General features: G+C 71.3%; 27 protein-coding genes. 13 read left to right on the top strand and 14 right to left on the bottom strand.

Annotated features, from left to right (window positions below; all coding sequences use genetic code 11):
* Window positions 1-42 precede the first annotated feature (42 nt).
* Complete coding sequence (locus tag ABZ470_RS31105; RefSeq protein WP_362915882.1) at window positions 43-813, top strand: hypothetical protein; 771 nt, start codon at window positions 43-45, stop codon at window positions 811-813.
* Window positions 814-963: 150 nt separating this feature from the next.
* On the top strand, window positions 964-1,470 hold the full coding sequence (locus tag ABZ470_RS31100) for a hypothetical protein (protein WP_352013138.1): 507 nt from the start codon (window positions 964-966) through the stop codon (window positions 1,468-1,470).
* Between the two features lie 80 nt (window positions 1,471-1,550).
* On the opposite strand, the gene ABZ470_RS31095 is transcribed toward ABZ470_RS31100, so the two are convergent.
* Genes ABZ470_RS31095 through ABZ470_RS31085 form a run of 3 tightly spaced genes read right to left on the bottom strand, consistent with a single transcriptional unit; the run spans window position 1,551 to window position 4,186 of the window.
* Window positions 1,551-2,564: an NAD(P)/FAD-dependent oxidoreductase gene (locus ABZ470_RS31095; RefSeq protein ID WP_362915880.1), complete on the bottom strand. Its 1,014-nt coding sequence runs from the start codon at window positions 2,562-2,564 to the stop codon at window positions 1,551-1,553.
* The gene (locus tag ABZ470_RS31090; RefSeq protein WP_362777390.1) at window positions 2,561-3,106 is read right to left on the bottom strand and encodes an isoprenylcysteine carboxyl methyltransferase family protein; all 546 of its coding nucleotides are present in this window, start codon (window positions 3,104-3,106) and stop codon (window positions 2,561-2,563) included. The genes ABZ470_RS31095 and ABZ470_RS31090 overlap by 4 nt, the downstream gene beginning before the upstream one ends.
* 15 nt (window positions 3,107-3,121) lie before the next feature.
* Entirely contained in the window at window positions 3,122-4,186 is a 1,065-nt protein-coding gene (locus ABZ470_RS31085) for a 3-oxoacyl-[acyl-carrier-protein] synthase III C-terminal domain-containing protein (protein WP_352013135.1), read from the bottom strand.
* Window positions 4,187-4,299: 113 nt separating this feature from the next.
* Here ABZ470_RS31085 and ABZ470_RS31080 point away from each other — a divergent pair, with 113 nt between their 5' ends.
* Window positions 4,300-5,184 carry a UbiA family prenyltransferase gene (locus tag ABZ470_RS31080; protein WP_362915878.1) on the top strand — a complete coding sequence of 295 codons (885 nt, stop codon included), beginning with the start codon at window positions 4,300-4,302 and terminating at the stop codon, window positions 5,182-5,184.
* Window positions 5,185-5,267: 83 nt separating this feature from the next.
* Here ABZ470_RS31080 and ABZ470_RS31075 read toward each other — a convergent pair whose 3' ends face one another.
* Window positions 5,268-6,422 carry an RtcB family protein gene (locus ABZ470_RS31075; protein WP_352013133.1) on the bottom strand — a complete coding sequence of 385 codons (1,155 nt, stop codon included), beginning with the start codon at window positions 6,420-6,422 and terminating at the stop codon, window positions 5,268-5,270.
* A gap of 116 nt (window positions 6,423-6,538) precedes the next feature.
* On the bottom strand, window positions 6,539-6,787 hold the full coding sequence (locus ABZ470_RS31070) for a hypothetical protein (protein WP_362915876.1): 249 nt from the start codon (window positions 6,785-6,787) through the stop codon (window positions 6,539-6,541).
* 648 nt (window positions 6,788-7,435) lie between these two features.
* Here ABZ470_RS31070 and moaA point away from each other — a divergent pair.
* Together moaA and ABZ470_RS31060 are read left to right on the top strand one after the other, a co-directional pair.
* Window positions 7,436-8,425 (top strand): GTP 3',8-cyclase MoaA, encoded by a 990-nt coding sequence (moaA, locus tag ABZ470_RS31065; RefSeq protein WP_352013131.1) that lies wholly within the window; start codon window positions 7,436-7,438, stop codon window positions 8,423-8,425.
* A 5-nt stretch (window positions 8,426-8,430) separates the two neighbouring features.
* On the top strand, window positions 8,431-9,273 hold the full coding sequence (locus ABZ470_RS31060; RefSeq protein WP_362915874.1) for an NTP transferase domain-containing protein: 843 nt from the start codon (window positions 8,431-8,433) through the stop codon (window positions 9,271-9,273).
* Window positions 9,274-9,442: 169 nt separating this feature from the next.
* Here ABZ470_RS31060 and ABZ470_RS31055 read toward each other — a convergent pair whose 3' ends face one another.
* The gene (locus ABZ470_RS31055; RefSeq protein WP_352013129.1) at window positions 9,443-9,718 is read right to left on the bottom strand and encodes a DUF3099 domain-containing protein; all 276 of its coding nucleotides are present in this window, start codon (window positions 9,716-9,718) and stop codon (window positions 9,443-9,445) included.
* 139 nt (window positions 9,719-9,857) lie between these two features.
* On the opposite strand from ABZ470_RS31055, the gene ABZ470_RS31050 reads away from it, so the two are divergent.
* The gene (locus ABZ470_RS31050; RefSeq protein WP_352013128.1) at window positions 9,858-10,073 is read left to right on the top strand and encodes a dodecin; all 216 of its coding nucleotides are present in this window, start codon (window positions 9,858-9,860) and stop codon (window positions 10,071-10,073) included.
* Window positions 10,074-10,130: 57 nt separating this feature from the next.
* Here the strand turns inward: ABZ470_RS31050 and ABZ470_RS31045 are convergent, their stop codons facing one another.
* The gene (locus ABZ470_RS31045; protein ID WP_362777403.1) at window positions 10,131-11,498 is read right to left on the bottom strand and encodes a metallopeptidase TldD-related protein; all 1,368 of its coding nucleotides are present in this window, start codon (window positions 11,496-11,498) and stop codon (window positions 10,131-10,133) included.
* Between the two features lie 121 nt (window positions 11,499-11,619).
* A complete protein-coding gene (locus ABZ470_RS31040) occupies window positions 11,620-13,119 on the bottom strand; it encodes a TldD/PmbA family protein (RefSeq protein WP_362915872.1) in 1,500 nt (499 codons plus the stop codon).
* 77 nt (window positions 13,120-13,196) lie between these two features.
* On the opposite strand from ABZ470_RS31040, the gene ABZ470_RS31035 reads away from it, so the two are divergent.
* Entirely contained in the window at window positions 13,197-13,901 is a 705-nt protein-coding gene (locus tag ABZ470_RS31035; protein ID WP_352013125.1) for a beta-ketoacyl-ACP reductase, read from the top strand.
* Between the two features lie 2 nt (window positions 13,902-13,903).
* A complete protein-coding gene (fabI, locus tag ABZ470_RS31030; RefSeq protein ID WP_352013124.1) occupies window positions 13,904-14,665 on the top strand; it encodes an enoyl-ACP reductase FabI in 762 nt (253 codons plus the stop codon).
* Window positions 14,666-14,673: 8 nt separating this feature from the next.
* On the opposite strand, the gene ABZ470_RS31025 is transcribed toward fabI, so the two are convergent.
* Both ABZ470_RS31025 and ABZ470_RS31020 read right to left on the bottom strand, forming a co-directional pair.
* On the bottom strand, window positions 14,674-15,885 hold the full coding sequence (locus ABZ470_RS31025) for a hypothetical protein (protein WP_362915870.1): 1,212 nt from the start codon (window positions 15,883-15,885) through the stop codon (window positions 14,674-14,676).
* Window positions 15,886-16,065: 180 nt separating this feature from the next.
* On the bottom strand, window positions 16,066-17,010 hold the full coding sequence (locus tag ABZ470_RS31020) for an aldo/keto reductase (RefSeq protein WP_362915868.1): 945 nt from the start codon (window positions 17,008-17,010) through the stop codon (window positions 16,066-16,068).
* A gap of 65 nt (window positions 17,011-17,075) precedes the next feature.
* Here ABZ470_RS31020 and ABZ470_RS31015 point away from each other — a divergent pair, with 65 nt between their 5' ends.
* From ABZ470_RS31015 to mshC, 5 genes are all read left to right on the top strand, one after another.
* Window positions 17,076-17,786 (top strand): histidine phosphatase family protein, encoded by a 711-nt coding sequence (locus ABZ470_RS31015; protein WP_352013121.1) that lies wholly within the window; start codon window positions 17,076-17,078, stop codon window positions 17,784-17,786.
* Between the two features lie 10 nt (window positions 17,787-17,796).
* Window positions 17,797-18,369 (top strand): DUF3090 domain-containing protein, encoded by a 573-nt coding sequence (locus ABZ470_RS31010; RefSeq protein ID WP_352013120.1) that lies wholly within the window; start codon window positions 17,797-17,799, stop codon window positions 18,367-18,369.
* Complete coding sequence (locus tag ABZ470_RS31005; protein WP_352013119.1) at window positions 18,366-19,127, top strand: SCO1664 family protein; 762 nt, start codon at window positions 18,366-18,368, stop codon at window positions 19,125-19,127. The genes ABZ470_RS31010 and ABZ470_RS31005 overlap by 4 nt, the downstream gene beginning before the upstream one ends.
* A gap of 75 nt (window positions 19,128-19,202) precedes the next feature.
* On the top strand, window positions 19,203-19,919 hold the full coding sequence (locus tag ABZ470_RS31000; RefSeq protein WP_362777410.1) for an NRDE family protein: 717 nt from the start codon (window positions 19,203-19,205) through the stop codon (window positions 19,917-19,919).
* A 92-nt stretch (window positions 19,920-20,011) separates the two neighbouring features.
* Entirely contained in the window at window positions 20,012-21,235 is a 1,224-nt protein-coding gene (gene mshC, locus ABZ470_RS30995; protein ID WP_362915866.1) for a cysteine--1-D-myo-inosityl 2-amino-2-deoxy-alpha-D-glucopyranoside ligase, read from the top strand.
* A 100-nt stretch (window positions 21,236-21,335) separates the two neighbouring features.
* On the opposite strand, the gene ABZ470_RS30990 is transcribed toward mshC, so the two are convergent.
* The 4 genes from ABZ470_RS30990 to ABZ470_RS30975 all read right to left on the bottom strand — a co-directional run bounded on the left by ABZ470_RS30990 (window position 21,336) and on the right by ABZ470_RS30975 (window position 24,050).
* Entirely contained in the window at window positions 21,336-21,539 is a 204-nt protein-coding gene (locus tag ABZ470_RS30990) for a cold-shock protein (RefSeq protein ID WP_352013116.1), read from the bottom strand.
* A gap of 210 nt (window positions 21,540-21,749) precedes the next feature.
* Window positions 21,750-22,226 carry a peptide deformylase gene (gene def / locus ABZ470_RS30985; protein ID WP_352013115.1) on the bottom strand — a complete coding sequence of 159 codons (477 nt, stop codon included), beginning with the start codon at window positions 22,224-22,226 and terminating at the stop codon, window positions 21,750-21,752.
* Between the two features lie 127 nt (window positions 22,227-22,353).
* The gene (locus tag ABZ470_RS30980; protein WP_352013114.1) at window positions 22,354-23,004 is read right to left on the bottom strand and encodes a hypothetical protein; all 651 of its coding nucleotides are present in this window, start codon (window positions 23,002-23,004) and stop codon (window positions 22,354-22,356) included.
* A 191-nt stretch (window positions 23,005-23,195) separates the two neighbouring features.
* Window positions 23,196-24,050 (bottom strand): PAC2 family protein, encoded by an 855-nt coding sequence (locus ABZ470_RS30975; RefSeq protein WP_352013113.1) that lies wholly within the window; start codon window positions 24,048-24,050, stop codon window positions 23,196-23,198.
* Between the last annotated feature and the right edge of the window lie 73 nt (window positions 24,051-24,123).

Here is a 24,123-nt window from a genome sequence, read left to right as displayed (position 1 = left end):
CGTCCCCCGGCCATTACCGCGCCGTTCCTAGCGTCCTGGGTCATGAGATTCCTTTTCGCGTTGCTGGCGGCGGCGACCGTCGTCCCGCCCGTCCCGGCCGGGGCGGGCGTGGCCGGGGAACCGGTGATCCGCTCGGTGACCGTGACCCCGGGCGCGCCCGTCGTCGGGCCGTCCGGATCGGTGCGGGTGGTGATCGAGGTGGTCGCGGGCGGGGTCGCGGGGCCGGACGGGGTGACGATCGAGGTCGAGCCGGGCGCCCCGGACGCGGCCGACGAGCCGGCCTCCCCGCCGATCCAGGAGGACGCCGAGGACACCGGGGTCACCGGGACCGCAGACGGTCAGGGGGCGTCGGCGCCTGCCCCGGCGCCGGAGTGGGAGATCTGGAGGTTCGTGCCCGACAAGGGTCTGACCCGCTGGTACCCGACGGGGCGCTGGACCGTCACGGTGACCGCCAGGGGCGCCGGCGGTGAGGTCGTCACCGGGCACACCGTCTTCAGGCTGCGCAGGGAGACCAGGTTCAGCGCGGTGCGGGTGGCCGCGGGGGAGACGGGCGCGCGGGTTCGCGGTGTCCTGAACCGGGTCGACCCGCAGGGCTACCTGGACTACGCCCCCTTCCCCGGCCAGCCGGTGGGCATCCTGCACCGGAGCGAGCCCGGGGAGCCCTGGCAGAGCGTGGCCTCGGCGACCACCGACGCGCAGGGCCGCTTCGCCAGGGACGTTCCGGGGATCAGGGACGGCCAGTGGCGCATCCTGTTCGCCGGGACGGGACACTACGCGGGCAGACGCAGCATCATCCACCCGACCACCGCATAAGTGTATTTAATAGGACAAATCGCCATATCGTTATTCCATTTGGAGTGGCTAATTTCCTATTTACTGTGACTTTTCCTTATGTTGAAGCGTCTTTGACGGTAGGCGCGCCCCACCGCGGGGCGCGTCCTTCAACGGGGAAGGAAGTTCCAGATGCTGCGACGCATCGCGACCGTCCTGGCCACGGCGGCGCTGAGCGCCTCCGCGCTCGCGGTCACCGCACCGGCGCAGGCCGCGACCACCCAGGCCGTGTCCGCGCAGGCCGGGAGCCGGGCCTACACCGAGACCAGGATCGCCGGCTTCAACGCCGACCCCAACCCGGCCCGCAGGTTCCAGCGCATCACGCTGAGCGGCCAGCTCCAGGTCGGTGAGGACTGCAACCCGCACGAGCGCGGTCCCGGCCTGGCCACCCGCCACAACCCCTGCGACAACGGCAGGACCCAGTGGGCGGGCTCCGCCGGCTGGCAGAAGATCGTGGTGCTCTTCCGCGCGAGCGGCAGGAGCAAGTGGGAGTTCGTCGACGCGATCGAGACCGGCCGTGACGGGCGTTTCGCCACGGACGTCCGCGTCTACACCTCCGGCACCTGGCGCGTCGTCTTCGAGGGCGCCAGGGGCCTGGCGCCGTCCGAGGACAGCGACTGGGTCAGGGTCTTCCGCTGACCGACCGGTGAGCGAGCCCAGGACCGCCCCGCCCGCGCGGGGCGGTCCGCCGCCCGCCGTAGGCGCGACCGCCGGGACCCTCACGAGAGCGCGTGCACCGCGGCCCCGAACAGGACGGGCAGCCGCCGGGCGGCCGGGACGATCAGCCGCGCGGCCCCGCGGTACCGCCGGGTCCCCAGCAGCGCCCCGGTGAGCAGCCTGTGCCTGCGCGACAGGCGCAGCCAGGCCTCCTCGTAGGAGTCGGGGTCCCCCGCCCGCAGGCAGCCGACGAGCGCCCGCGCGGACAACAGCGCCAGGGAGAGCCCCTCACCGGTGAGGGCGTCGATGTAACCCGCGGCGTCGCCGACCAGCAGCACCCGCCCCGAGACCCGGCGGCGCACCCGCTGGCGCAACGGCCCCGCCCCCCGCACACTGGTCGCCGCCGGTCCGGTGAGCCTGGCCGCGAGCTCGGGGAAGTCCGCCAGATGTTCCTGGTAGCCCCGCCGCCGTGAGCTGAGCACGGCCACCCCGACCAGGTCGTCGCCGACCGGCGTCACGTAGGCCTCGGACTCGTCGGCCCAGTGCACCTCGACGAAGTCCGTCCAGGGGGCGACGAGATAGTGCCGCCGCAGGCCGTACCTGCGGGGGCGGGTGTCGGGAAGCCGGAGCCCGAGCATGGCGCGCAGCGGGGAGTGCAGACCGTCGGCGGCCACCAGCCACCTGGCCCGCAGCCCCGCGGCCTCGACGCGGTCGTGGTGCTGCCGTACCTCCTCGACCCTGCCGCGTACGACCCGCACGCCCACCTCGGCGGCGCGCCGCGACAGCGCGTCGTGCAGGGCGGTGCGGCGCACCCCGAGCCCGCTTCCCTTCCTGAACTCGGCCTGGACCCGGTCGCCGCCGTCCACGTAGCGGATTCCCGCCAGAGGCCTGCCCTCGGGCCGCACGCCCAGCCCCAGCAGCGCCGCCGCGCCGCTGGGCATCAACCCCTCACCGCACGCCTTGTCGACAGGGCCCGGCCGGGGCTCGACCACGACGGCCTCCATCCCGGCCAGCGCCGCGTGGATGGCGGTGGCGAGACCGGCGGGCCCCCCGCCGGCGACCAGGACGTCGATCACGCGGGGGCCCGCCCGGCGGACGGCGCGGGGGAGAGCGTGGCCAGGGCGGCCTCCTCACAGCGGATCCGCACCACCATGAGCGCGGCGTTCAGCACCGTGAACGTCACCGCGGTGACCCAGGCGCCGTGCACCAGCGGAAGGGCCACCCCCTCGGCGGCGACCGCCACGTAGTTGGGGTGGCGCAGCCACCGCAGCCGGTACGGCCCGCCCGTCACCGGGGACAGGCCGGGGACCACGATCACCTCGGTGTTCCACTGCCTGCCCAGCGTGGTGACGCACCACCAGCGCAGCCCCTGTGCCGCGACGACCAGGGCGAGCATGGGCCAGCCGAGCGCGGGGACGAAGGGCCGTCCCGCCAGACCGGCCTCCAGCGCGCACCCGGCCAGCAACCCGGTGTGCAGGGCGACCATCCACGGATAGTGGCCGCGCCCGTGGACGATCCCCCCGCGGGCCAGGCTCCAGCGCGCGTTGCGCCGGGCGACCACCAGCTCCGCCAGCCGCTCCACGCCGACGAGCAGGACGAGCGACAGATACCAGGACACCGTTCCCCCCACGGGTCACCAGCGCAACAGGACGAGTTCGGAGCAGAAACCGGGGCCCATCGCGATGAGCAGCCCCGGAGTCCCCGCGGGAGGCGGGCGAAGCGCGAGGGTGTCCCGCAGCACGTGCAGCACCGAGGAGGAGGACAGGTTGCCGACCGAGGCCAGTGAGCGCCAGGTGAGTTCGAGCGCGTCCTGCGGCAGCCCGAGCGTCTCGGCGACGGCGTCGAGCACCTTCGGGCCGCCCGGGTGGCACACCCAGGCCGTGATGTCGTCCCTGGTCAGCCCATGGTCGGCGAGGAAGCCGTCCACGTCGTCGGCCAGGTAGGTTCGCACCACGTCGGGGACGCCGGCGTCGAGGACCACCTGGAACCCGGTGTCGCCGACGTCCCAGCCCATGACGTGTTCCGAGTCGGGATACAGGTGGCCACGGGTCGCCACGACCGTGGGACCCCCTCCTGGCAGGGCGGCGGCCCGTTCGGCGCCGCAGGCGACCACGGCCGCCGCGCCGTCGCCGAACAGCGCGCCCGCGACCAGGTTGGCGACCGAGGAGTCGCCGCGCTGCAGGGTCAGCGAGCACAGCTCGACCGAGAGCAGCACCGCCACGTGCCCGGGCCAGCCGCGCAGGTAGTCGTGCAGCCGGGCGATCCCCGCCGCCCCCGCCACGCAGCCGAGCCCGAAGATCGGCACCCGTTTGACGTCGGGACGTAACCCCAACCGGCCCGCCAGCCTGGCGTCGACCGAGGGCGCGGCCAGGCCGGTCACCGAGGTGAACATGATCATGTCCACGTCCCCCGGGGTGAGCCCCGCGGCGTCGAGCGCGGCGCCGACCGCCTCCGTGCCCAGCTCCACGGCGCACTCGACGAAGACGTCGTTGGCCGCCCCGAACCCGTCGAGCTTGGCGTAGCGGTGCAGGGGCAGCGCCAGGTGGCGGAAGCCGACCCTGGCACTCGCGTGTAACCGGTCGAGCACCCGCCGGTCGGCGCCCTCGGGCAGGCACAGCCGCGCGATGGCGTCGGTGATCTCGGCCTGGGGGTGGCGGTTCGGCGGAAGCGCGCCGCGGACGGCGGCGATTCGCGTCATGAAAGGGTCACTCCCGGGCCTCGTGGGAAAGGGGGGTGCGGACATCTGGCTTCTGCCCGTCCGTGTCCGTGGCAAGCCTTCTTCCCGCCGCGGGTGTGCCTAACATCGACTCTGTGACGAGCCGGTGGGCGGGGCGGGTGCGGACGGCGGGCAGGCCGGGGACCGGGTTCACGATGGTCGTCGCGCTGGCGCGCGCCTGCCATCCCGGGCCGACCGCGGCCGTCACCGTCCTGGTGGGCGCGCTGGCCCTGGTCTGCGGGCACGACGCGGCCGGATGCGCCCTGGTGGCCGCCGCCGTGCTGACCGGCCAGCTGTCGATCGGCTGGTGCAACGACGCGGCCGACGCGGCCAGGGACACCGCCGCGGGCCGTACGGGAAAGCCGGTCGCGGAGGGCCTGCTCGCCGCGCGCACGGTGTGGGCCGCGGCGTGGACGGCCCTGGCGCTCTGCGTGCCGCTCTCCCTGGCCTTCGGTCCCGTCGCGGGGGGCGTCCACCTCACGGGCGTCGCCGCGGCCTGGGCGTACGACCTGGGGCTCAAGGCGACGGTGTTCTCGTGGCTGCCGTACGCGGTCGGGTTCGGCTCCCTGCCGCCGTTCGTGACGCTGGGGCTGCCCGGCGCGCCGTGGCCCGCGTGGTGGGCGGTCCTCGCCGCGGCCCTGCTGGGCTGCGGCGCGCACCTGGCGAACGTGCTGCCCGACATCCAGGACGACCTGGCGGCCGGGGTCAGGGGCTGGCCGCAGCGGCTCGGCGCCGCGCGGGTGCGCGCGCTTGTCCCCGTCCCCCTGCTGCTGGCGACCGTGACGCTGGTCCTGGGACCGCCGGGGGCGCCCGGGCCCGGGGAGTGGGCCGCGCTCGCCGTCGCCGTGGCGCTCGCCTGCGCCGGGCCGCTGGCGGCGAACCGGTCGCCGAAGGCCCCTTTCGCGGGAGCCGTGGCCGTCGCGGCGCTCGACGTCCTGCTCCTGCTCGCCACGACCACCACGATCACCGTCGTGCCCTGAACCGCGTCCCGCCGGAGGCAACCGCGCATACTGCGATCTTGCAGAAGAACGGCGGGCGGGGCAAGATCCCGCCCGCCGTACGATCAGCCCTTGTAGTTGAAGATCTGGCGCAGGGTGTGCCGGACCTCGACGAGGTCCTTCTGGTCGGCCATGACCTGGTCGATGGGCTTGTACGCCTCCGGGTGCTCGTCGACCAGCGAGGCGGCCCTGTCGGAGTTCCACGTACGGCCCCGCATCGCCTGGGCGAGCGAGTCGGCCGAGAGCTCCCGCTTGGCCTTCGTCCGTGACATCCGGCGTCCCGCCCCGTGCGAGCAGGAGGTGTAGGACTCCGGGTTCCCCAGGCCGCGGACGATGTACGAACGGGTGCCCATCGAACCCGGGATCACGCCCTCGTCGCCGGTGTCGGCCTTGATGGCGCCCTTACGGGTGATCCACAGGGACTTCCCGTAGTGGGTCTCCCGCTGGGTGAAGTTGTGGTGGCAGTTGATCGTGCGGACCCGCTGCCCGCCGCCGACGACCCGGAACAGGGCGTTGACCAGCACCCGGTCCATCCGGGCCCGCGAGGCCATCGCGTAGCGCTGGGACCACAGCATGTCCTCGATGTAGGCGGTGAACTCCGGGGTGTCCTGGACGAGGTAGGCCAGGTCCGGGTCCTCAAGACCGACGGCCTGCTTCCTCATCATCCGCTTGGCGCCCGTGATGTGCATCGTGGCCAGCTGGTTGCCGATGCCGCGTGACCCCGAGTGGAGCACCGTCCAGACCCGGTCACGCTCGTCGAGGCAGACCTCGACGAAGTGGTTGCCCGAGCCGAGGGTGCCGAACTGCTCGGCGACCTTCTTCTCCTGCCTGGGGTTCAGGTCCGTGTACGGCAGGCCGAGGTCGTCGAGCGCCCGGTCGATGGACGGGTCGCTGTGCCCCTTGCCGACCCCGGCCGGGATGCGGTGCTCGACCATCGGCATCAGCGCGGCGAGGGTGTCCGGCAGGTCGGCGGCGGTGAGCGTCGTCTCGGTCGCCACCATGCCGCAGCCGATGTCCACTCCGACGGCGGCGGGGATGATGGCGTTCTCGGTGGGGATGACCGAGCCGACCGTCGCCCCGATGCCGACGTGCGCGTCTGGCATGAGAGCGACGTGGCCGGAGACGAACGGCAGACGGGCGGTGCGTGCGGCCTGCATGATCGCGCCTTCGTCGATCTCGCTGGCCCACGACAGCAGGTTCGGTGCGGGCTGGTTCGGCATCGTGTGAATCTCCTTGGACCGGCTGTCGATCAGTGTGGCGAGCCCAGAAAGGAAATCCCACTTATTTTACCGTTCGCCGGATTCACCCGCCGGGACACGGAGCCGGGACCGGCGGCTCAGGCGGGGGAGCCGGGCTCGGGTTCCGGGCCGTGCTCCTCCTGGGGGACGGCCCGGCGCCTCGAACGTTCCAGACGGGATCTCCGGTTCCGTTCCACGCGCAGGTCGGCCCGCAACGTCCCCCGGAAGAGCAGGGCGACGGCCAGCAGGATCACTCCGGAGCCGACGAGGAAGGGGACGGCGGGGATCGCGTCCTCCCCGGACTCCTGCGGCTTCTCGGACGGCTTTCGCGGCCCGGCCGCGTCCACGCCGGCCGCCCGGAACGCGGCATGTGGAAACGGGTGAAGAACTCTCTCCGGAATCGGCCCGATCGAAAACCCGGAAGGCGGATCCGGGATTTTCTCCATAAATCCGCTTCCGTTACCTTCCGGTGGTGTTCGGCGGTCGGGGAATAGGGCGTTCCCGGCGGTTCTCACGGGGGCGACGGCCGGGCCTGACGCAAGGCCGGTCACGCCCTGGGGCAGGCAGGGGGCGGTCATGAGCAGGGGTGCCGCGAGGATCAGCGCGCTCAGGCGGTTGTCCGCTACCGGTCTCACGTGGGTCCGGCTCCTTTCGTGATCCCGGGGTCGTCGCTACGGATTATCGGCGCGGTTCCCGGGGTCTCCTCGGCGTGCAGGGGCCTTGGCATCAAAGCGTTATGTGATAATTAGACATATATCCATGAATCGCCTGAATTTTTCTGTGATTTATGGAGGTGCTTGTGGCCTGCATGACGCCCCGGAATTCTGATCGCGCAGATGAGAGCGCTCCCAGAAGCCGGACATGTCCTCCTATGGAGGAATCAACCCTTCGATGGTGATGTTGTCGCCAGGAGGAGACCCGTGGGAGGTCCCGGCGGGTACCGGCCATAGGCTGGGCCCCTGCCGGAGCAGACGGATGTGAGGAGGTGGCGCCCCGTGCTGCGGGACTCGTTCGGCCGGGTGGCGACTGATCTGCGGGTGTCCCTCACGGACCGCTGCAACCTGCGCTGCTCCTACTGCATGCCCCCCGAGGGGCTGGAGTGGCTGCCCAAACCCGAGCTGCTGACCGCCGACGAGATCGTCAGGCTGGTGACCGTCGCCGTGGAACGGCTGGGCGTCACCGAGGTCCGCTACACCGGCGGTGAGCCGCTGCTGCGCCGCGAACTGGTCGACATCGTGGCCCGTACCTCGGCCCTGCGCCCCGCGCCCCAGGTCTCCCTGACCACGAACGGCATCGGCCTGGCCAGACTGGCCGCCCCCCTGGCCGAGGCGGGCCTGAGCCGGGTCAACGTCTCCCTCGACACCCTCGACCGGGAGACGTTCAGGAGACTCGCCCACCGCGACCGGTTGCCCGACGTGCTCGACGGCCTGGCCGCCGCCGACGCCGCGGGCCTGCGCCCGGTGAAGATCAACTCCGTGCTGATGCGCGGCGTCAACGACCACGAGGCCGCCTCGCTGCTGCGCCACTGCCTGGAACGGGGCTACGAGCTGCGCTTCATCGAGCAGATGCCGCTGGACGCCCAGCACGGCTGGCGCAGGCAGGACATGATCACGGCCGAGGAGATCCTCGCGGGACTGCGGGAGAGCTTCGACCTGACAGAGGCCGACCCGGGAGAGCGCGGCAGCGCCCCGGCCGAGCTCTTCCTGGTCGGCGGCGGACCGGCCAGGGTCGGTGTGATCGGTTCGGTCACCCGCCCGTTCTGCGGCTCCTGCGACCGGGTACGGCTCACCGCCGACGGCCAGGTCCGCAACTGCCTGTTCGCCACGGACGAGTCCGACCTGCGTGCGGCGATGCGCGCGGGCGCGGGCGACGAGGAACTGGCCGAGCGCTGGCTGGCCGCGGTGCGCGTCAAGAAGGCCGGGCACGGCATAGACGACCCGTCCTTCCTGCAACCGTCCCGCCCGATGTCCGCCATCGGCGGATGAGCGGGATGAGCGTCCGTCACGACGCCTGCATCCTGGCGGGCGGCATGGCGAGAAGGCTCGGCGGACAGGACAAACCAGGCCTCCACGTCGGCGGACGCCCACTGGTCGAGCGGGTCGCGGCGGCCGTACCGGACGCGCGGCGGCTGATCGTCGTCGGCTCCCCCCGTTCCGGCCTGCCCGGGGCCGTCTTCCTGCGCGAGCGCCCGCCGGGCGCGGGGCCCGTCCCCGCGCTGCGGGCGGGGATGACCGCCGTGACCGCCCCCTGGGTCGCCCTGCTCGCCGCCGACCTGCCGTTCCTGACGGCCGGGCACGTCTCGGCGCTGTTCGCCGCCGCCGAGGGGGCCGCAGGGGCGGTGCTCCTCGACGAGGAGGACAGACAGCAGTGGCTCGCCGGAGTCTGGCGTACGGCGGAGCTCACCCGGGCACTGGACGGCTACGAGGGACGGTCGCTGCACGGACTGCTCGGCCCGCTCGGGCCCGTCGGGCTCCGCCTTCCCGGGAAACCGTGGTTCGATTGCGACACACCGGATGATCTGCTGCGTGCCGGAGGCGGTGAGCCGGACGCGGCGGAGAACGCCGACAAGGCCGTCGACGAGGAGCGAGCGATGAACGTGCTGGAGGAGTGGACCGAGCTGGTCTGCCGGGAACTGGGCGTCGATCCGGCGCGGGTCGACAGGGACGCGGTGCTCGACCTGACGAAGGAGGTCGCCCACGGGGTGGCACGCCCGGCCGCCCCGCTGACGGCCTACCTGCTGGGCCTGGCCCAGGGGGCGGGAACCGCGGGCGACGACACGCTCAAGCGGCTGATCGAACTCGCTCAGGAATGGGAGAGAAAGACCGGAGACTGAGATTCCGGAGAAAAGGGCGACGCCGGGTGGTTACGGGGGCAAACCACCCGGCGTCGCTTCATCGGCGTTCCGACGGGGGCCCGGAACGCCGGCACCAGTGCCCCGACGGGGGACCAGGGCACTTGCTTAAAGCGTACACCTCCAACCCCTGAGATGCGTCAAGAGTTAGTCACGACCCGATCTCGCGTCGGTGGCGTGGGATCTCGTTCTGGCTGTCATCCGTAATGCCGAAGCCACTTTCCGCCTCGCGACGTGGTGCGTTGGCCCCGATCACGGCAACATACGGTAAAAAGATCGCGCCGGCGAAGAGCAGCAGCCTCACGGGCAGCGGGGCGGGCACGGTGAAGGCGAGGATGAGGCAGAGCAGCCGGATCCCCATCTTGATGAGGTAGTTCCTCTCGCGCCTGCCGATGTCCTCGCTCAGGGAGGGCTGCGCGTCGGTCACCTGGTGGACCTGTCGGCGCCTGTGCCATTTCCTCACATCTCCAACCTAGACCTCGCCTCCGGCGGGCGGGAAAGCGCGTGCGACCCTGGCCTCCAGGGGCCTACGGGGGTCTCCGGGGCCTTCGGGCAAGGAGGACACGATGACGGATCGTACGTACCGGGTGACCGAGATCGTGGGCACGTCGGGGGAGAGCATCGAGGCGGCCGTGCGCAACGGCGTCCGGAGGGCCGCGCAGACCCTGCGTCACCTCGACTGGTTCGAGGTGACCGAGGTCAGGGGGCACATCGTGGACGGCGAGATCGGGCACTTCCAGGTCGGCCTGAAGGTGGGCTTCCGCCTGGAGGACGACGCCTGAGGCCGCGCGGCGCCCGGGGACGTCCGTGAGGGACGGTCCGCGGGCGCCGCGGAGGGCTCAGCTGGCCTGACTGACCGTCGACATGTTGAAGTCGGGGACCCGCACCGCGGGCATGACGGCGCGGGTGAAGTAGTCGCTCCACTCACGGGGCAGCGTCCGCTCGGCGGCACCGACCTCGGTGAGGCGGCCGAGCAGGCCGACCGGGCTCTCGTTGAAGCGGAAGTTGTTCACCTCACCCACGACCTCACCGTTCTCGACCAGGTAGACGCCGTCGCGGGTCAGGCCGGTCAGCAACAGGCTCTGCGGGTCGACCTCGCGGATGTACCACAGGCACGTCAGCAGCAGGCCCCGGCCGGTCGAGGCCACCATCTCGTCGAGTGAACGGCCGTCCCCGGGACCCGTCATGATCAGGTTGTCCGTCGCCGGGGTCACGGGCAGGCCGGTCAGCTCCGCCGAGTGCCTGGTCTGCAGCAGGTTCGCCAGCCTGCCGTCCGAGATCCAGTCGGTGGGCGCCAGCGGCAGCCCGTTGTCGAAGACCGAACTCTGCCTGTTCGAGGAGTGCGCCACCACGAAGGGGGCGGACTCGACGCCGGGCGCCGCGGGGTCGCTGCCCAGGCGGACGGGCAGCGGGCAGAGCGTGTCCCCGACACGGGTGCCGCCACCGGGCCTGGAGAAGACCGTGCGGCCCTCCATCGCGTCCCTGGCCCCGGCCGTCCAGTACAGGTAGATCATCAGATCGGCGACGGCCGAGGGCGGAAGCAGTGTCTCGTAGCGGCCCGCGGGCAGGTCGATCCGCCTCCTGGCCCATTCGAGGCGTGTGGCCAGCGAGGCGTCGAGCGCCGCCACGTCGACGTCGGAGAAGTCCGGGGTCGCCACACCCGCCCAGGCCGAGCGCCGCATGTCCGGAGACTTGGCGTTCAGCTCCAGGCGCCCCGTCGGCTGCGTGTGGCGGAGCCTGGTGCCCGCCGAGGTGCCGACGAAGGTGGTGGTGACGAGGTGCTCGGCGAAGCCGTACAGCCTGCGCCCGCCCGACTCGGCGGCGGCGAACGTCTCGCCGAGCGCCGGGGCGAACGCGCCGAAGACCCCGATGGAGGTCGGCTCGGCCGCCTCCTGCCAGTCGGCCGACTGGGCGCCCTCGGCCAGCGGCCTGGCGTCCTCGGACGGCCTGGCGTCCTCGGCCGCGTGGTCGGCCGCCGCGACGATGTCGGCGAGCTGCTCGGGGCGGGCCGCCGCCCGCGAGACCACGCCGACCCCCCGTCCCGCGACCGAGATCACGGTGAGCTGCGACGAGCGGGTCACGCCGTTGGTCGTGAGCGTGTTGCCCGCGAACCGCAGGTTGGCGCTTGAGGTCTCGTCCACGATCACGACGGTCTCGTCGGCCGTGGACAACTCCAGTGCCCTCTCGATGATTTCCTGGGGACTCATCCCACTCCTTGCCCGGTGGTCCGCAGGGGCGTCCCCCGGCGTGCGGTGTTCGTCGGTTGCCCGCTCGTGGGCGTGCTCTCCAGGCCCGGGCCAGGGAGGGCGCACCCGTCTCCCCACCGGCTCACGTGCCACTCTCCCGCAGGGTATTCAGGACGCGCACATCCCGGAAGAGCGCCGTGGGGCAGCCGTGGCTGACCGGGGCCACCTGGCCGGGCTGGCCCTTGCCACAGTTGAACGCGCCGCCCAGCACGTAGGTCTGCGGTCCGCCGACGGCCGCCATCGACCGCCAGAAGTCGGTGGTCGTCGCCTGGTAGGCGACGTCGCGAACCTGGCCGGCGAGCCTGCCGTTCTCGATCCGGTAGAACCGTTGCGCGGTGAACTGAAAGTTATATCGTTGCATGTCGATCGACCAGCTTTTGTCACCGACCACGTAGATGCCGCGTTCGACCCCGGAGATGAGCTCCTCGGTCGAGGGGCCCTCGGGGGCGGGCAGCAGCGAGACGTTGGCCATGCGCTGGATCGGGGGATGGCCGGGGGAGTCGGCGAACGCGCAGCCGTTGGAGGAGCCGAGCCCCTTCAGCAGCGCCATCCTGCGGTCGAGCTGGAAACCGGTCAGGACGCCGTCCGAGACGATGTCGAACCGCCTGGCCGCCACACCTTCGTCGTCGTACCCGATCGTGGCCAGGCCGTGCTCGGCGGTGCGGTCACCGACGACGTTCATCGCCCGCGAGCCGTACACCAGGGTGCCGAGCTGGTCGAAGGTGGCGAAGCTGGTCCCGGCGTAGGCCGCCTCGTAGCCCAGGGCCCGGTCGAGCTCGGTGGCGTGCCCGACCGACTCGTGGATCGTCAGCCACAGGTTCGACGGGTCGATCACCAGGTCGTAGCGCCCGGCCTCGACGGAGGGGGCGGCGAGTTTCTCCGCGAGGTGCTCGGGGATGCGGGCCAGCTCGCCGGGGAAGTCCCAGCCGGTGCCGGTGAGGTACTCGTAGCCGCGACCGACCGGGGGGGCGAGCGTGCGCATCGACTCGAACCTGCCGTCCTGGGTCCGTGTCGCCTCAAGCTGGGGGTGCACGCGCACCCGCTGCTGCGTGATCGAGGCGCCCGCCGTGTCGGCGTAGAACTTCTGCTCCTTGACCTGCATCAGCGAGGCCTGTACGTGATCGACCCGCGGGTCTCGCAGCAGCCCCTCCGACCAGGCCGCCAGCAGGGCGACCTTGTCGCGCATCGGCACCTCGAACGGGTCGACGTCGTAGGAGGAGACCCAGGTGACCTCCGAGTGGACCGGCTCGGGGGCCAGTTCGACCGGCTCGCGGTTGACCGGCGCGCAGACCACGGCCACCTCGACGGCCTGCTCCGCGACCCGCGCGGCCGCCTCCGCGGTGAGCTCGACACCGGCCGCGAACCCCCAGGTGCCGTTCTTGACGACCCGTACGGCGTAGCCGAGGTCGTCGGCGTCGGAGGACCCCTCGGGCAGCGCGTCGGACAGGTTGAGTGTCTCCGCGCGGACGCGCTCGAACCGGAAGTCGGCATGCTCGGCGCCGAGGTCGCGGGCGCGCTGCAGAGCCGCGTCCGCCAGTCGCCTCATCGGCAGGGCGAGGAAATCGGGATCGATCTGGCGCATGTCAACGATCCTAACCCTGTGATCTTGTCCCTCACGGACAAGAGGTTTACCGCCGGGTAGCCGCTAGCGTCGGGTGCATGGCTCGATCTGTTCTCGTAACCGGCGGCAATCGCGGCATAGGCCTCGCGATCGCCCGCGAATTCGCCAGGGCCGGTGACTCCGTCGCCGTGACCTATCGCTCAGGGCAGCCCCCGGAGGGTCTGTTCGGCGTGCGCTGCGATGTGACCAGCATGGCCGACGTCGACGCGGCGTTCGGGAAGATCGAGGCCGAGCACGGCCCGGTCGAGGTGCTCGTCGCGAACGCGGGCATCACCAAGGACACGTTGCTGCCGACGATGAAGGAGGAGACCTTCACCGACGTCATCGACGCCAACCTGACCGGCGCCTACCGGGTCGCCAAGCGAGCCACGCGCGGCATGCTCAGGCTCAAGCGCGGCAGGATCGTGCTCATCTCCTCGGTGGTCGCCATGCTCGGCTCGGCCGGCCAGAGCAACTACGCCGCCTCGAAGGCCGGGCTGATCGGCTTCGCCAGGTCGGTGGCCAGAGAGCTGGGCTCGCGCGGCATCACGGTCAACGTGGTCTCGCCCGGGTTCGTCGAGACCGACATGACGGCCGAGCTCGAAGAGGCCTACCAGGAGCAGATCCGTAAGAACATCCCGCTGGGACGCTACGCGAGCACCGAGGAGATCGCGCGCGTGGTCGGGTTCCTGGCGAGCGAGGACGCCGCCTACATCACCGGGGCCGTGATCCCCGTGGACGGCGGCCTGGGAATGGGGCACTGACAATGGGAATTCTCGAAGGCAAGCGCATCCTGGTCACCGGTGTCCTGACCGAGGCCTCCATCGCGTTCTCCGTCGCCAAGCTGGCCCAGCTGGAGGGCGCACAGGTCGTGCTGACCGGCTTCGGCAGGCTCAGCCTGGTCGAGCGCATCGCCAAGCGGCTGCCCGAGACGCCGCCGGTGATCGAGCTGGACGTGCAGAACACCGAGCACCTCGACTCGCTGGCCGACCGGGTCGGCGAGCACCTCGACGGCCTCGACGGCGTGGTGCACTCCATCGGCTTCGCCCCGCAGAGCTGCCTCGGCGGAAACTTCCTGAACACCTCGTGGGAGGACGTGGCCACCGCGGTGCACGTCTCGACCTACTCGTTCAAGTCCCTCGCCGTGGCCTGCCTGCCGCTGATGAAGGAGGGGGGCGCGGTCGTCGGGCTCGACTTCGACGCCAGCAAGGCCTGGCCGGTCTACGACTGGATGGGCGTGGCCAAGGCCGGGCTTGAGTCCTGCTCCCGCTATCTGGCCCGTGACCTGGGCAAGCACAACATCCGGGTCAACCTGGTGGCCGCGGGGCCGCTGCGCACGATGGCCGCCAAGAGCATCCCGGGCTTCGCCGAGTTCGAGGACAGCTGGCCGGAGAAGGCACCGCTCGGCTGGGACCTGCGCGACACCGTGCCCGCGGCCAAGGCCTGCCTGGCACTGATCTCCGACTGGTTCCCCGCGACGACCGGGGAGATCGTCCACGTCGACGGCGGCGTGCACGCGATCGGCTGACCGGCGGCTCAGGCCGTCCTGTGCCGCTTCATCCGCAGCGGCTCAAGCGGGATGGACTTCTCGCCGATCCGCCTGACGTACAGCAGGCGGACGGCGAGGATCGCCGCGAGCAGCAGCACGGCGGTGAACGCCGTGCCCAGCGGGTCCGGTGTCTTGGTCGGTGTGACGGCCCGCTGGAACCTGCGCATGACCGGGCCCGCGGGCCACAGCAGTTCGAGCCGGGGCGCCTCGGCGTCGACCGTGGGCGGCGGGGTCTCGGAGCCGGTGGCCTCCCCACGCCTGCCGCCGCGTTCGCCGCCCCCGTCGGTCTCCGCCACGCGCCTGCGGGTCTGCGGAGGACGCGCCTGCTCGCCCGCCTGCCGCCGCGTGGCCTCCTCCGCGGGCACGGTGCCGCCGGCGTGGGAGGGCCGGGGGCTCGGGGAGGCGTGCGGGGACGGTGTCGTCTTGTGGGCCGGGTTCGCCGAGGTGCCCGCACATCCGGGAGAGTCGGACAGCGGGGAACAGGCGCCGCCCGGGTTCTGGGACGGCAGGACGTCGTTGTCCGCCGGATCCTGGATGTCGGGGACGTCCTGGACGTCCGCGGTGTCCTCGCCCCAGGGGGTCACGAGGATCTCGGGGACGGTCTCGGGAAGGACGGACGGCTGGGGCTGGTCCAGAACGCTCTCCGCGTCCAGCACGTCGGCCCCGCTCTGCGCCTTTCCGATTTTATCGCCTTTTTTGGCGTTATCGTCTTTCTTGCTCTTTCCGGCTTTTTCGGTATGCGGTGGGGTTTCCGCGTTCTGTCCGTAGCCGTAGCCCTCCACACCGGGGGAGGGGCCGCCGGCCGGTCCGTTCGCGGGGCCGCTCGTGGCACTGCTCATGGCGCCGCCCGGAGCGGCGCTCATGGTGTCGTCCGGCGGGCCCCCCGCCGTGTCGCTCACAGTGGTGCCCGCGGTGGTGCTCATGGTGACGTTCACGGTGTCGTCCACGACGACGCCGCCGAGCAGGGTGCCGCCCACAGCGTCACTCACAGTGTCACTAACGGTGTCGTTCGCGGTGGCACTCACGGTGTTGCCCAGGACGCCGACCGCCTCGCACAGACCGCCGGTCACCCCGCCGAGAAGCCCGCCGCCCTCACAGTCACCCGCCTGGGTGACGGCGCTCACGGGGGCGGGTGCGACGGCGAGCAGTACGCCGCCGAGTGTCAGCGCCAGGGCGCCGACGGAGATCGCGGTTCGCAATTGTCCCCCTTGTGCATCGGTGACGGAACGTCGCTGACACCTGAGTGCCCCTCCTGTCACCATTGACAGTTTTGTGGGGAGGCCAGGGTTTTCCACGTAAAGTTGCCATTCGGTATCGAGTAGTGATACGCGAGATGGATTCTCGTTCTGTTCGGGCTCGCTTTCCTCGTTCCGAGTTCCTCAGTCCGCCGAGACGTCGTCAAGAGCCTCTCTGATCTCCACCGGCAGGACGAGGTCCTCCGACTGGAGCACCCCGGTCAGCTGGGCACAGGTCCTGGCGCCGACGATCGCCGCCGCGACCCCCGGCTGGTCCCGCACCCAGGACAGGGCGACCGACAGCGGCGAGACCCCCAGCCCCTCGGCCGCGGTCGTCACCGACTCCACGACCCGCCGGCACCTCTCGTCCAGGTACGGCGTGACGAAGTCGGCGAAGTGCGGGGTCGCGGCCCGGGAGTCGGCGGGGATGCCGGTGCGGTACTTGCCGGTGAGGACCCCCCTGCCCAGGGGCGACCAGGCCAGTACCCCCGCGCCGACGTGCTCGGCCGCCGGGACCAGCTCACGCTCGGCCTCCCGCGCCAGCAGCGAGTACTCGACCTGGGCCGCGACGATCGGCGTCCGCCCGGGGACCGCCCGCTGGCTGACGGCCGCCGCCGCGAGCTGCCAGCCCGTGTAGCCGCAGACACCCGCGTAGGCCGCCCTGCCCGAGGACACGATGGCGTCCACCGCGGCCAGGGTCTCCTCAAGCGGCACCTCCTGGTCGAAGGCGTGCAGCTGCCACAGGTCGACCTCGTTGATCCCGAGGCGACCGAGGGAGGCGTCGATGGCCGCGATCAGGTGCCTTCTTGAGGCGTCGCGCGGCCTGTGCCCGGCCGGGGTGAGCACGGCCTTGGTCGAGATCACCAGCTCGGAACGGGGCACCGAGTCCCGCATCATCCGCCCGAGCAGCCGCTCCGCCTCGCCGCCCGAGTAGACGTCCGCGGTGTCGATGAGGGTGCCCCCGGCATCGGCGAACGTCCGGAGCTGCGCCGTGGCCTCCTCCGCGCCGGTGTCGCGTCCCCATGTCATCGTCCCGAGTCCGAGGCGGGACACCGACAGGCCGCTCCGGCCCACATAGCGCTGCTCCATGATCCGGCCAGGGTACCGCCCGGCCGGTTAAAAGTAGTGGAGCGAGGCCTGCAAGACTTGCCCGCGTGACGACCCTGTTGCTGGCCAGACACGGCCTGACCCCCCTCACCGGTCCCGTGCTGGCGGGCTGGACGCCAGGACTCCACCTCAGTGACGCGGGCCGGGCCCAGGCCGAGGCTCTGGCCGTACGGCTGGGCCCGCTGGAGCTGGACGCGATCGTCTCCAGCCCGCTGGAACGCTGCCAGGAGACGGCCGGAGCCGTGGCGGCCGGGCGGGAGACCGAGGTGGTGACCGACGAGCGGTTCGGGGAGTGCCGCTACGGAGACTGGACCGGCCGCCCGATCGCCGAGCTGGCCAAGGAGCCCCTGTGGCGGGTCGTGCAGACCCATCCGAGCGCCGTGACCTTCCCCGGCGGGGAGTCGCTGGCCGCCGTACAGCACCGGGCGGTGAGCGCCGTCAGGGAGTGGAACGAGCGGCTCGGCCCGAAGGGGGTCTATCTCGTCTGCAGCCACGGAGACGTGATCAAGGCCATCGTGGCGGACGCGATGGGCCTGCACCTTGACCAGTTCCAGCGGATAACCGCCGACCCCGCCTCACTCACCGCGATCCGCTACACCCCCCTGCGCCCCTTCGTGCTCAGGCTCAACGACCTGGGCGGAGAGGTCGCCGGGCTGCGCCCGCCAGAGGAAACCCAGGACGGAGCGGGGGAGAAGGACGGGGGACAAAACCTCACCGAGAGCGACGCCGCGGTCGGCGGCGGTGCCGGGACCACGTAAGGTCAGGGCTATGCCGGTCTTCGACTACGACCCACCTGAGAGATTCGTGGCCGGTGCCGTGGGGCAACCGGGATCGCGAGCGTTCTTCCTGCAGGCCCGCGGGCAGGGCCGGCTGACCACGGTCGGGCTGGAGAAGTTCCAGGTCGCCGCGCTGGCCGACCGGCTGGACGAGCTGCTCGACGAGGTGTTGCGGCGCGGAGGGGCCCAGGTGCCCGCCGCCGCCCCCGCCGCGCTGACGGACAACGACCCGCTCGACGTGCCCATCAGCGAGGACTTCAGGGTGGGCGCCATGGCCCTGGCCTGGGACGCGGAGACCGCCCAGGTGGTCATCGAGGCGCAGGAGGCCGTCGCGGAGGACGAGGAGGACTTCGAGCCCTCCCCGCTGTCGGAGCCCGCGGTGCTGCGCGTGCACATCAGTCCCGCCGCCGCCAGGGCCTTCACCAGGCGCGCCATGGCCCTGGTCGCCGCAGGACGCCCACCGTGTCCGTTGTGCGGCCAGCCTCTCGACGCGGATGGGCATATTTGCGTGCGTCTCAACGGTTACCGGGGTAGGAGCGCTTCACAGGCAGAAGGAGGCGAATGAGTGCCGAGGGCGAGTTCACGCTGAGCGCGGCTCCCATGGCGGGACTGGACGACGAGACCGCTCTGCGTCTGCTCCGCGACGGGCACCTGGAGGTCGAGGGCCGTCTGGTCGAGGCGAGCAACATGACGCTCTACTGTTCGGTCCGGCTCGGCGGCCTGTCCGCCGCCTGCGTGTACAAGCCGGTGCGTGGAGAACGCCCGCTGTGGGACTTTCCCGACGGCACTCTCGCCGCCCGCGAGGTGGCCGCCTTCGAGGTCTCCGCGGCCACCGGCTGGCGGATCGTCCCGCCGACGGTCTACCGTGACGGCCCGTTCGGCCCGGGAATGTGCCAGATGTGGATCGACGCCGACCCCGACGCCGACCTGATGGTCCTCATCCGCAGCCGCCAGCCCTCCCTGCGGCGGATGGCGGTCTTCGACGCCGTCGTCAACAACGCCGACCGCAAGGGCGGCCACCTGCTTCCGCTGCCCGGGGGGCACGTCCACGGCGTCGACCACGGGGTCTGCTTCGCCACGGAGAACAAGCTGCGCACCGTGCTGTGGCAGTGGCGTGGCAAGCCGCTGTCGCGCGAGGCCGTGAACGTCCTGGCCCGTCTCGAACGTGACCTGGAACAGGGAGGTCTCGGCCGCCGGCTGCGCGAGCTGCTGACCCCCGCCGAGGTCCAGGCGACGGGCGAACGGGTTCGCAGGCTCCTCGACACCGGCCTGCACCCCCTGCCCTCCCAGGACTGGCCCGCCATTCCCTGGCCCCCGATCTGAGGTTCTTGATCCGAGGCCCTGATCCGAGGGACCCCGGTCCGGCCCGTCCGGCGGCGGGGGCGTAGCCTGCCGGGCATGTGCACGGTTGTGGTCAGCGTCGATCCCGGCGCCGACGTTCCCCTGATCATGGTCGGAGTGCGAGACGAGTTCGTCGACCGGCCGTGGTCGCCCCCGGGGCCGCACTGGCCGGGCCTGTTCGGCGGACGCGACCTGCTCGCGGGCGGGACCTGGCTCGCCGTGCATCCGGCGGAGGGCAGGATCGCCGCGCTGGTCAACGGGCAGGGCGTGCCCGCCCCGCAGGAGGGCAGGATCTCGCGTGGGGGGCTGCCGCTGACGGCCGCGGCCGAGGGCGGTCTCACGGGCCTCGACCCCGCGGGCTACGACCCCTTCCACCTGGTCCTGGCCGACCGGAGCGGAGTCCGGCTGTGGCACTGGGACGGGACCGGGCTGTGGGACGAGGAGCTCCCCGGAGGAACGCACATGATCGTCAACAGCGGCTGGGAGCGCGGTGAGGAGAACGAGCGGGTCGCCTTCTTCCGCCCGCTGTTCGCCAAGGCGACCAGGCCGGACACCCTCGGCGGCCCCTGGCGGGAGTGGCGGGAGGCCGCCACCGGTGCGGGCCTGGCCAGGGACGATCCCCGGGCCATGATCGTCCGGCATGAGCTGCCCGACGGACGCGTCTTCGGCTCGCTGTCGGTCTCCCTGCTCGGGCTGTCCGCCGAGGGCGTCCGCTACGACTTCACCGGCGATCCGCGGGACCCGGCGGCCTTCCGCCGCGTCCTGCCGGAATGATCCACGGGGTCGCCGAGGTTGAGAAAGTGCCCCTGTACCACCCACCGTCCCTGCCTGACCGGGACGGTCTGTCTGCTGGATAGGCTCATCACATGAGATCGTGGTCTGCGCCGAAGGTCCCTCGGCTTCCCGGTGCCGGTGTCCCGTTGCGGTTGTTCGACACCGCCTCCGGGGAGACCGGCCCCACCAGGCCGGGCCCGACGGCGCGGATGTACGTCTGCGGCATCACGCCGTACGACGCGACCCACCTCGGGCACGCCAACACCTACCTCGCCTTCGACCTGGTCAACCGCGCCTGGCGGGACGCCGGTCACGAGGTCCACTACACCCAGAACGCCACCGACGTCGACGACCCGCTGCTTGAGCGGGCGGAGCTGACCGGCGTCGACTGGCGTGAGCTGGCCGAGCGTGAGATCGAGCTCTTCAGGACCGACATGGAGGCGCTGCGGATCCTCCCGCCGCGCGAGTACGTCGGGGTGACCGAGGTCGTCGACCAGGTCGCCGAGCTGATCGAGCGCCTGCGCGACAAGGGCGCGACCTACGAGCTCGACGGTGACGTCTACTTCGACGTCGCGGCGGCGCCCAAGTTCGGCGCCGTCTCCGGATATCCGGAGGAGCTGATGCTCACCCTGTCCCGCGAGCGCGGCGGCGACCCGGACAGGGCGGGCAAGAAACACCCGCTCGACTGGCTGCTGTGGCGCGCCGAGCGTCCCGGTGAGCCGTCCTGGTCCTCACTCCTCGGCAGGGGCAGGCCGGGCTGGCACATCGAGTGCACCGCCATCGCGCTGGCCAACCTGGGCAGCGGGTTCGACGTCGCGGGCGGCGGCTCCGACCTGATCTTCCCGCACCACGAGTGCGGCGCCCACGAAGGCCATGTGGCCTGCGGGGAGTGGCCCTTCGCCAAGGCGTACGTCCACGCGGGAATGGTCGCCCTCGACGGCGAGAAGATGTCGAAGTCCAAGGGCAACCTGGTCTTCGTCTCCAAGCTCCGCAGGCAGGCCGACCCGATGGCCATCCGGCTGGCGCTGCTGGCCCACCACTACCGCGCCGACTGGGAGTGGACCCCCGACCAGCTGGCCTCCGCGGAGGTACGGCTGGCCCGCTGGCGCTCGGCGACCGGGCTGCAGACCGGTCCCCAGGCGCGTGACCTGCTTGAGGAGGTCAGGGCCAGGGTCGCCGACGACCTGGACGCCCCGGGGGCGCTGGCGCTGATCGACGGCTGGGCGGAGCGGGCGCTGGCGGACGGCGGCACCGATCCGCAGGCGCCCGGGCTCGTCAAGGGCATCACCGACGCGTTGCTCGGCGTCGAACTCTGAGAACGCGCAGGCCCGTGCCGCGGAGAGCGGCACGGGCCCGAGGCCGGGACGTGCGACCGGAAGGCAATCCGGTGCTCCGGCGGGAGACCTGAGGTCAGGGTCAGACGATCCGGACCTGCTCGGCCTGCAGACCCTTCTGGCCCTGCGTGATGACGAAGCTGACCCGCTGGTTCTCCTCCAGGGAGCGGTAGCCCCTGGAGTCGATGGCCGAGTAGTGCACGAAAACGTCGGCGCTGCCGTCATCCGGCGCGATGAATCCGAAACCCTTTTCGGCGTTGAACCACTTGACGGTACCTTCGGACAAAACCCACTTCTCCTCGTCGGGAGCCTCACCGGACCGCCAAGCCGGCGGTTCGGGGCTGCGTTGCGGGCCTCGCCTGCACCCACGAAACCATCGGGAGAAACCGGAAAGCCCGCCGTCGGCGGACCTCATTGAGCACTTGAGATGATAAGGCTTGCTGAGAACTACGACTGCAACCGGGCGACCTTATCAGAGGGGTTACCGTCTGACAAGTCACGAGTTGGCGGCGAAGAACCGTTCCTGCTCCTCCTCGGGGAGCCGGTCGACGAACAGGACGCCGTCGAGGTGGTCGGCCTCGTGCTGCAGGACCCGGGCGAGGGTCCCCAGGGCGCGGACGGTCACGGGCTTGCCGAACATGTCGCGGCCACGGGCCGTGACCATGTAGGAGCGTTCCAGCGGCCACCAGAGGCCGGGCGCCGACAGGCACGCCTCATCGGCCACGATTCTGCGCTCTGACGCCTCGATGCGCGGATTGACCAGATGCCCGGACCTGCCGTCGAGCTCGTAGACGAGGACCCGCAGCGAGACGCCGATCTGCGGGGCGGCCAGACCGGCTCGGCCCGAGCCCGCGCGCAACGTCGCCTGGAGCGACTTGACCAGGCCGCGCAGCTCGCGGTCGAAGTCGGTCACCGGCTCGGACGCGGTCCTGAGCACCGGGTCTGCGAACAGTCGGATCGGCTGGACGGTCACGCGCACTCCCCGGGTCGGCGGGCGGACAGGCACACGATTCCCATTGTCGCCTCCGGCCAACCCCCGTGGGGGCCGCTTGGCCGTATGGGCGAAGGGTGCGCACCGGCCTTCCGGCCGGTGCGCGGGCTCACTCCGGCGGGGTGCCGCCGGCGGGGTCCTCACCGGGGGCGCGCTCCAGGCGCAGCTCGCGGATGATCTCCTCGGCGCTGTCGTCCCGCGACGGCAGGAAACCGGTGCCGACGAACATCTCGTAGTAGGCGTGGCGGAAACACCCGGCCAGCAGCAGCCGGGCGCTGGCCAGCGGGTCCGCGTCCGCCGAGATCCGGCCTATCCGCTGCTCGGCCGCGAGGTACTCGGCCAGGGGGACGACCTCGGACATGGGGCCCATCTCGCTGTCACGCATCGCCTCACGGAAGCGGACGGTGACCGAGGGGGAGGTGAAGGCGGGCAGCGCCGCGGCCTGGACCTCCAGGTAGTAGTCGATGCCCGCCCTCGCGATGGGCAGCAGGTTGTCGTTCACCCGCCCTTTTCCGACGAGATACATGAGGTCGTCGAGAATGCGCACCCAGACCGGAAGCCGGTCCTGCAACAGGGCGAGGAACATGTCGACCGCCTGCCCGGGGGTCGTGCCCCGCACCTGAGGGTAGGAGGGGACGTTCTCACCGTCCTCGCGTTTCATGATCACGGCCATCTCGAGGACACGGCGTCGCGCCTCCTGTGCCTTCTGGTGCGGATCGAGCTGTGGAGTGGCCATGATCGCCCTAACGTGCGCTGTCACGTGGACAATGTTCGGCGCGGTGACGGGCCCGTTCACCGGTGTTTACAGAACGGTGTTTCTCCTGGTCGTCCAAACGTCGTGAACCGGTTTCCCAACCCGGTGCGACCCGAAGGAAGACCCGGATGGTCACCGATTATCACTCTAAATCAGTGGAGAAAGGAGTAAACAATTATAACTATGTCGCGGGCGTCTCAGCCATCGCCGTCGCGATCTCTGCGCCGGAGATAGCGTTCGAACTCCGCGGCGATGGCGTCGCCGCTCGCCTCGGGCAGCTCGGCGGCGTCCTTGCGCTCCTCAAGCTCCTTGACGTAGTCGGCCACCTCGCTGTCCTGTGAGGCCAGCTCGTCCACCCCGTGCTCCCAGGCCCGCGACTCCTCCGCCAGGGCGCCCATCGGCATCGGGATGTCGAGGAGGTCCTCCATCCGGCTGAGCAGCGCCATGGTTGCCTTGGGGTTGGGCGGCTGCGCCACGTAGTGCGGCACCGAGGCCCACAGTGAGACCGCGTGCACCCCGGCGGTGCCGAGCGCGTGCTGGAGCACGCCGACGATGCCGGTCGGCCCCTCGTAGCGGTTCAGTTCCAGGTTGATCGCCCTGGCCAGCCCCTCGTCGGTCGCCGAGCCGACGATCGGCACGGGCCGGGTGTGCGGGGAGTCGTTGAGAAGCGCGCCGAGCAGTACGGCCAGCTCGACGCCCAGTTCGCGGCAGATCACGACGATCTCCTCGCAGAACGAGCGCCAGCGCATGTTCGGCTCGATGCCGCGCACCAGCACCACGTCGCGGTCGGCGCCGGGAGGACGGGCGAAGGACAGCTTGGTCGTCGGCCACGTGATGGACCTGGTCAGGCCCTCACCCATCTCCACGATGGGGCGCGTCACCTGGAAGTCGTAGTACTCCTCCGGATCGAAGGAGACCAACGGGGTGGCCTTCCACTCCTCCTCAAGGTGTGCGATCACTCCGCTCGAAGCCTCGCCCGCGTCGTTCCACCCCTCGAACGCGGCGATCAGCACCGGGTCGACGAGCTCGGGTAGACCTTCGAGTTCGATCACGCGCGGCCTCCTCCTGGTTTCCTCGCCGTACTGTCTATCCCGCTAAGCCTATGCTGTGAGGGGGCCTTTACGT

The organism is Streptosporangium sp. NPDC020072 (genome assembly GCF_040631445.1).
GTDB lineage: Bacteria > Actinomycetota > Actinomycetes > Streptosporangiales > Streptosporangiaceae > Streptosporangium.
This window is presented reverse-complemented; position numbering and strand designations above follow the sequence as displayed.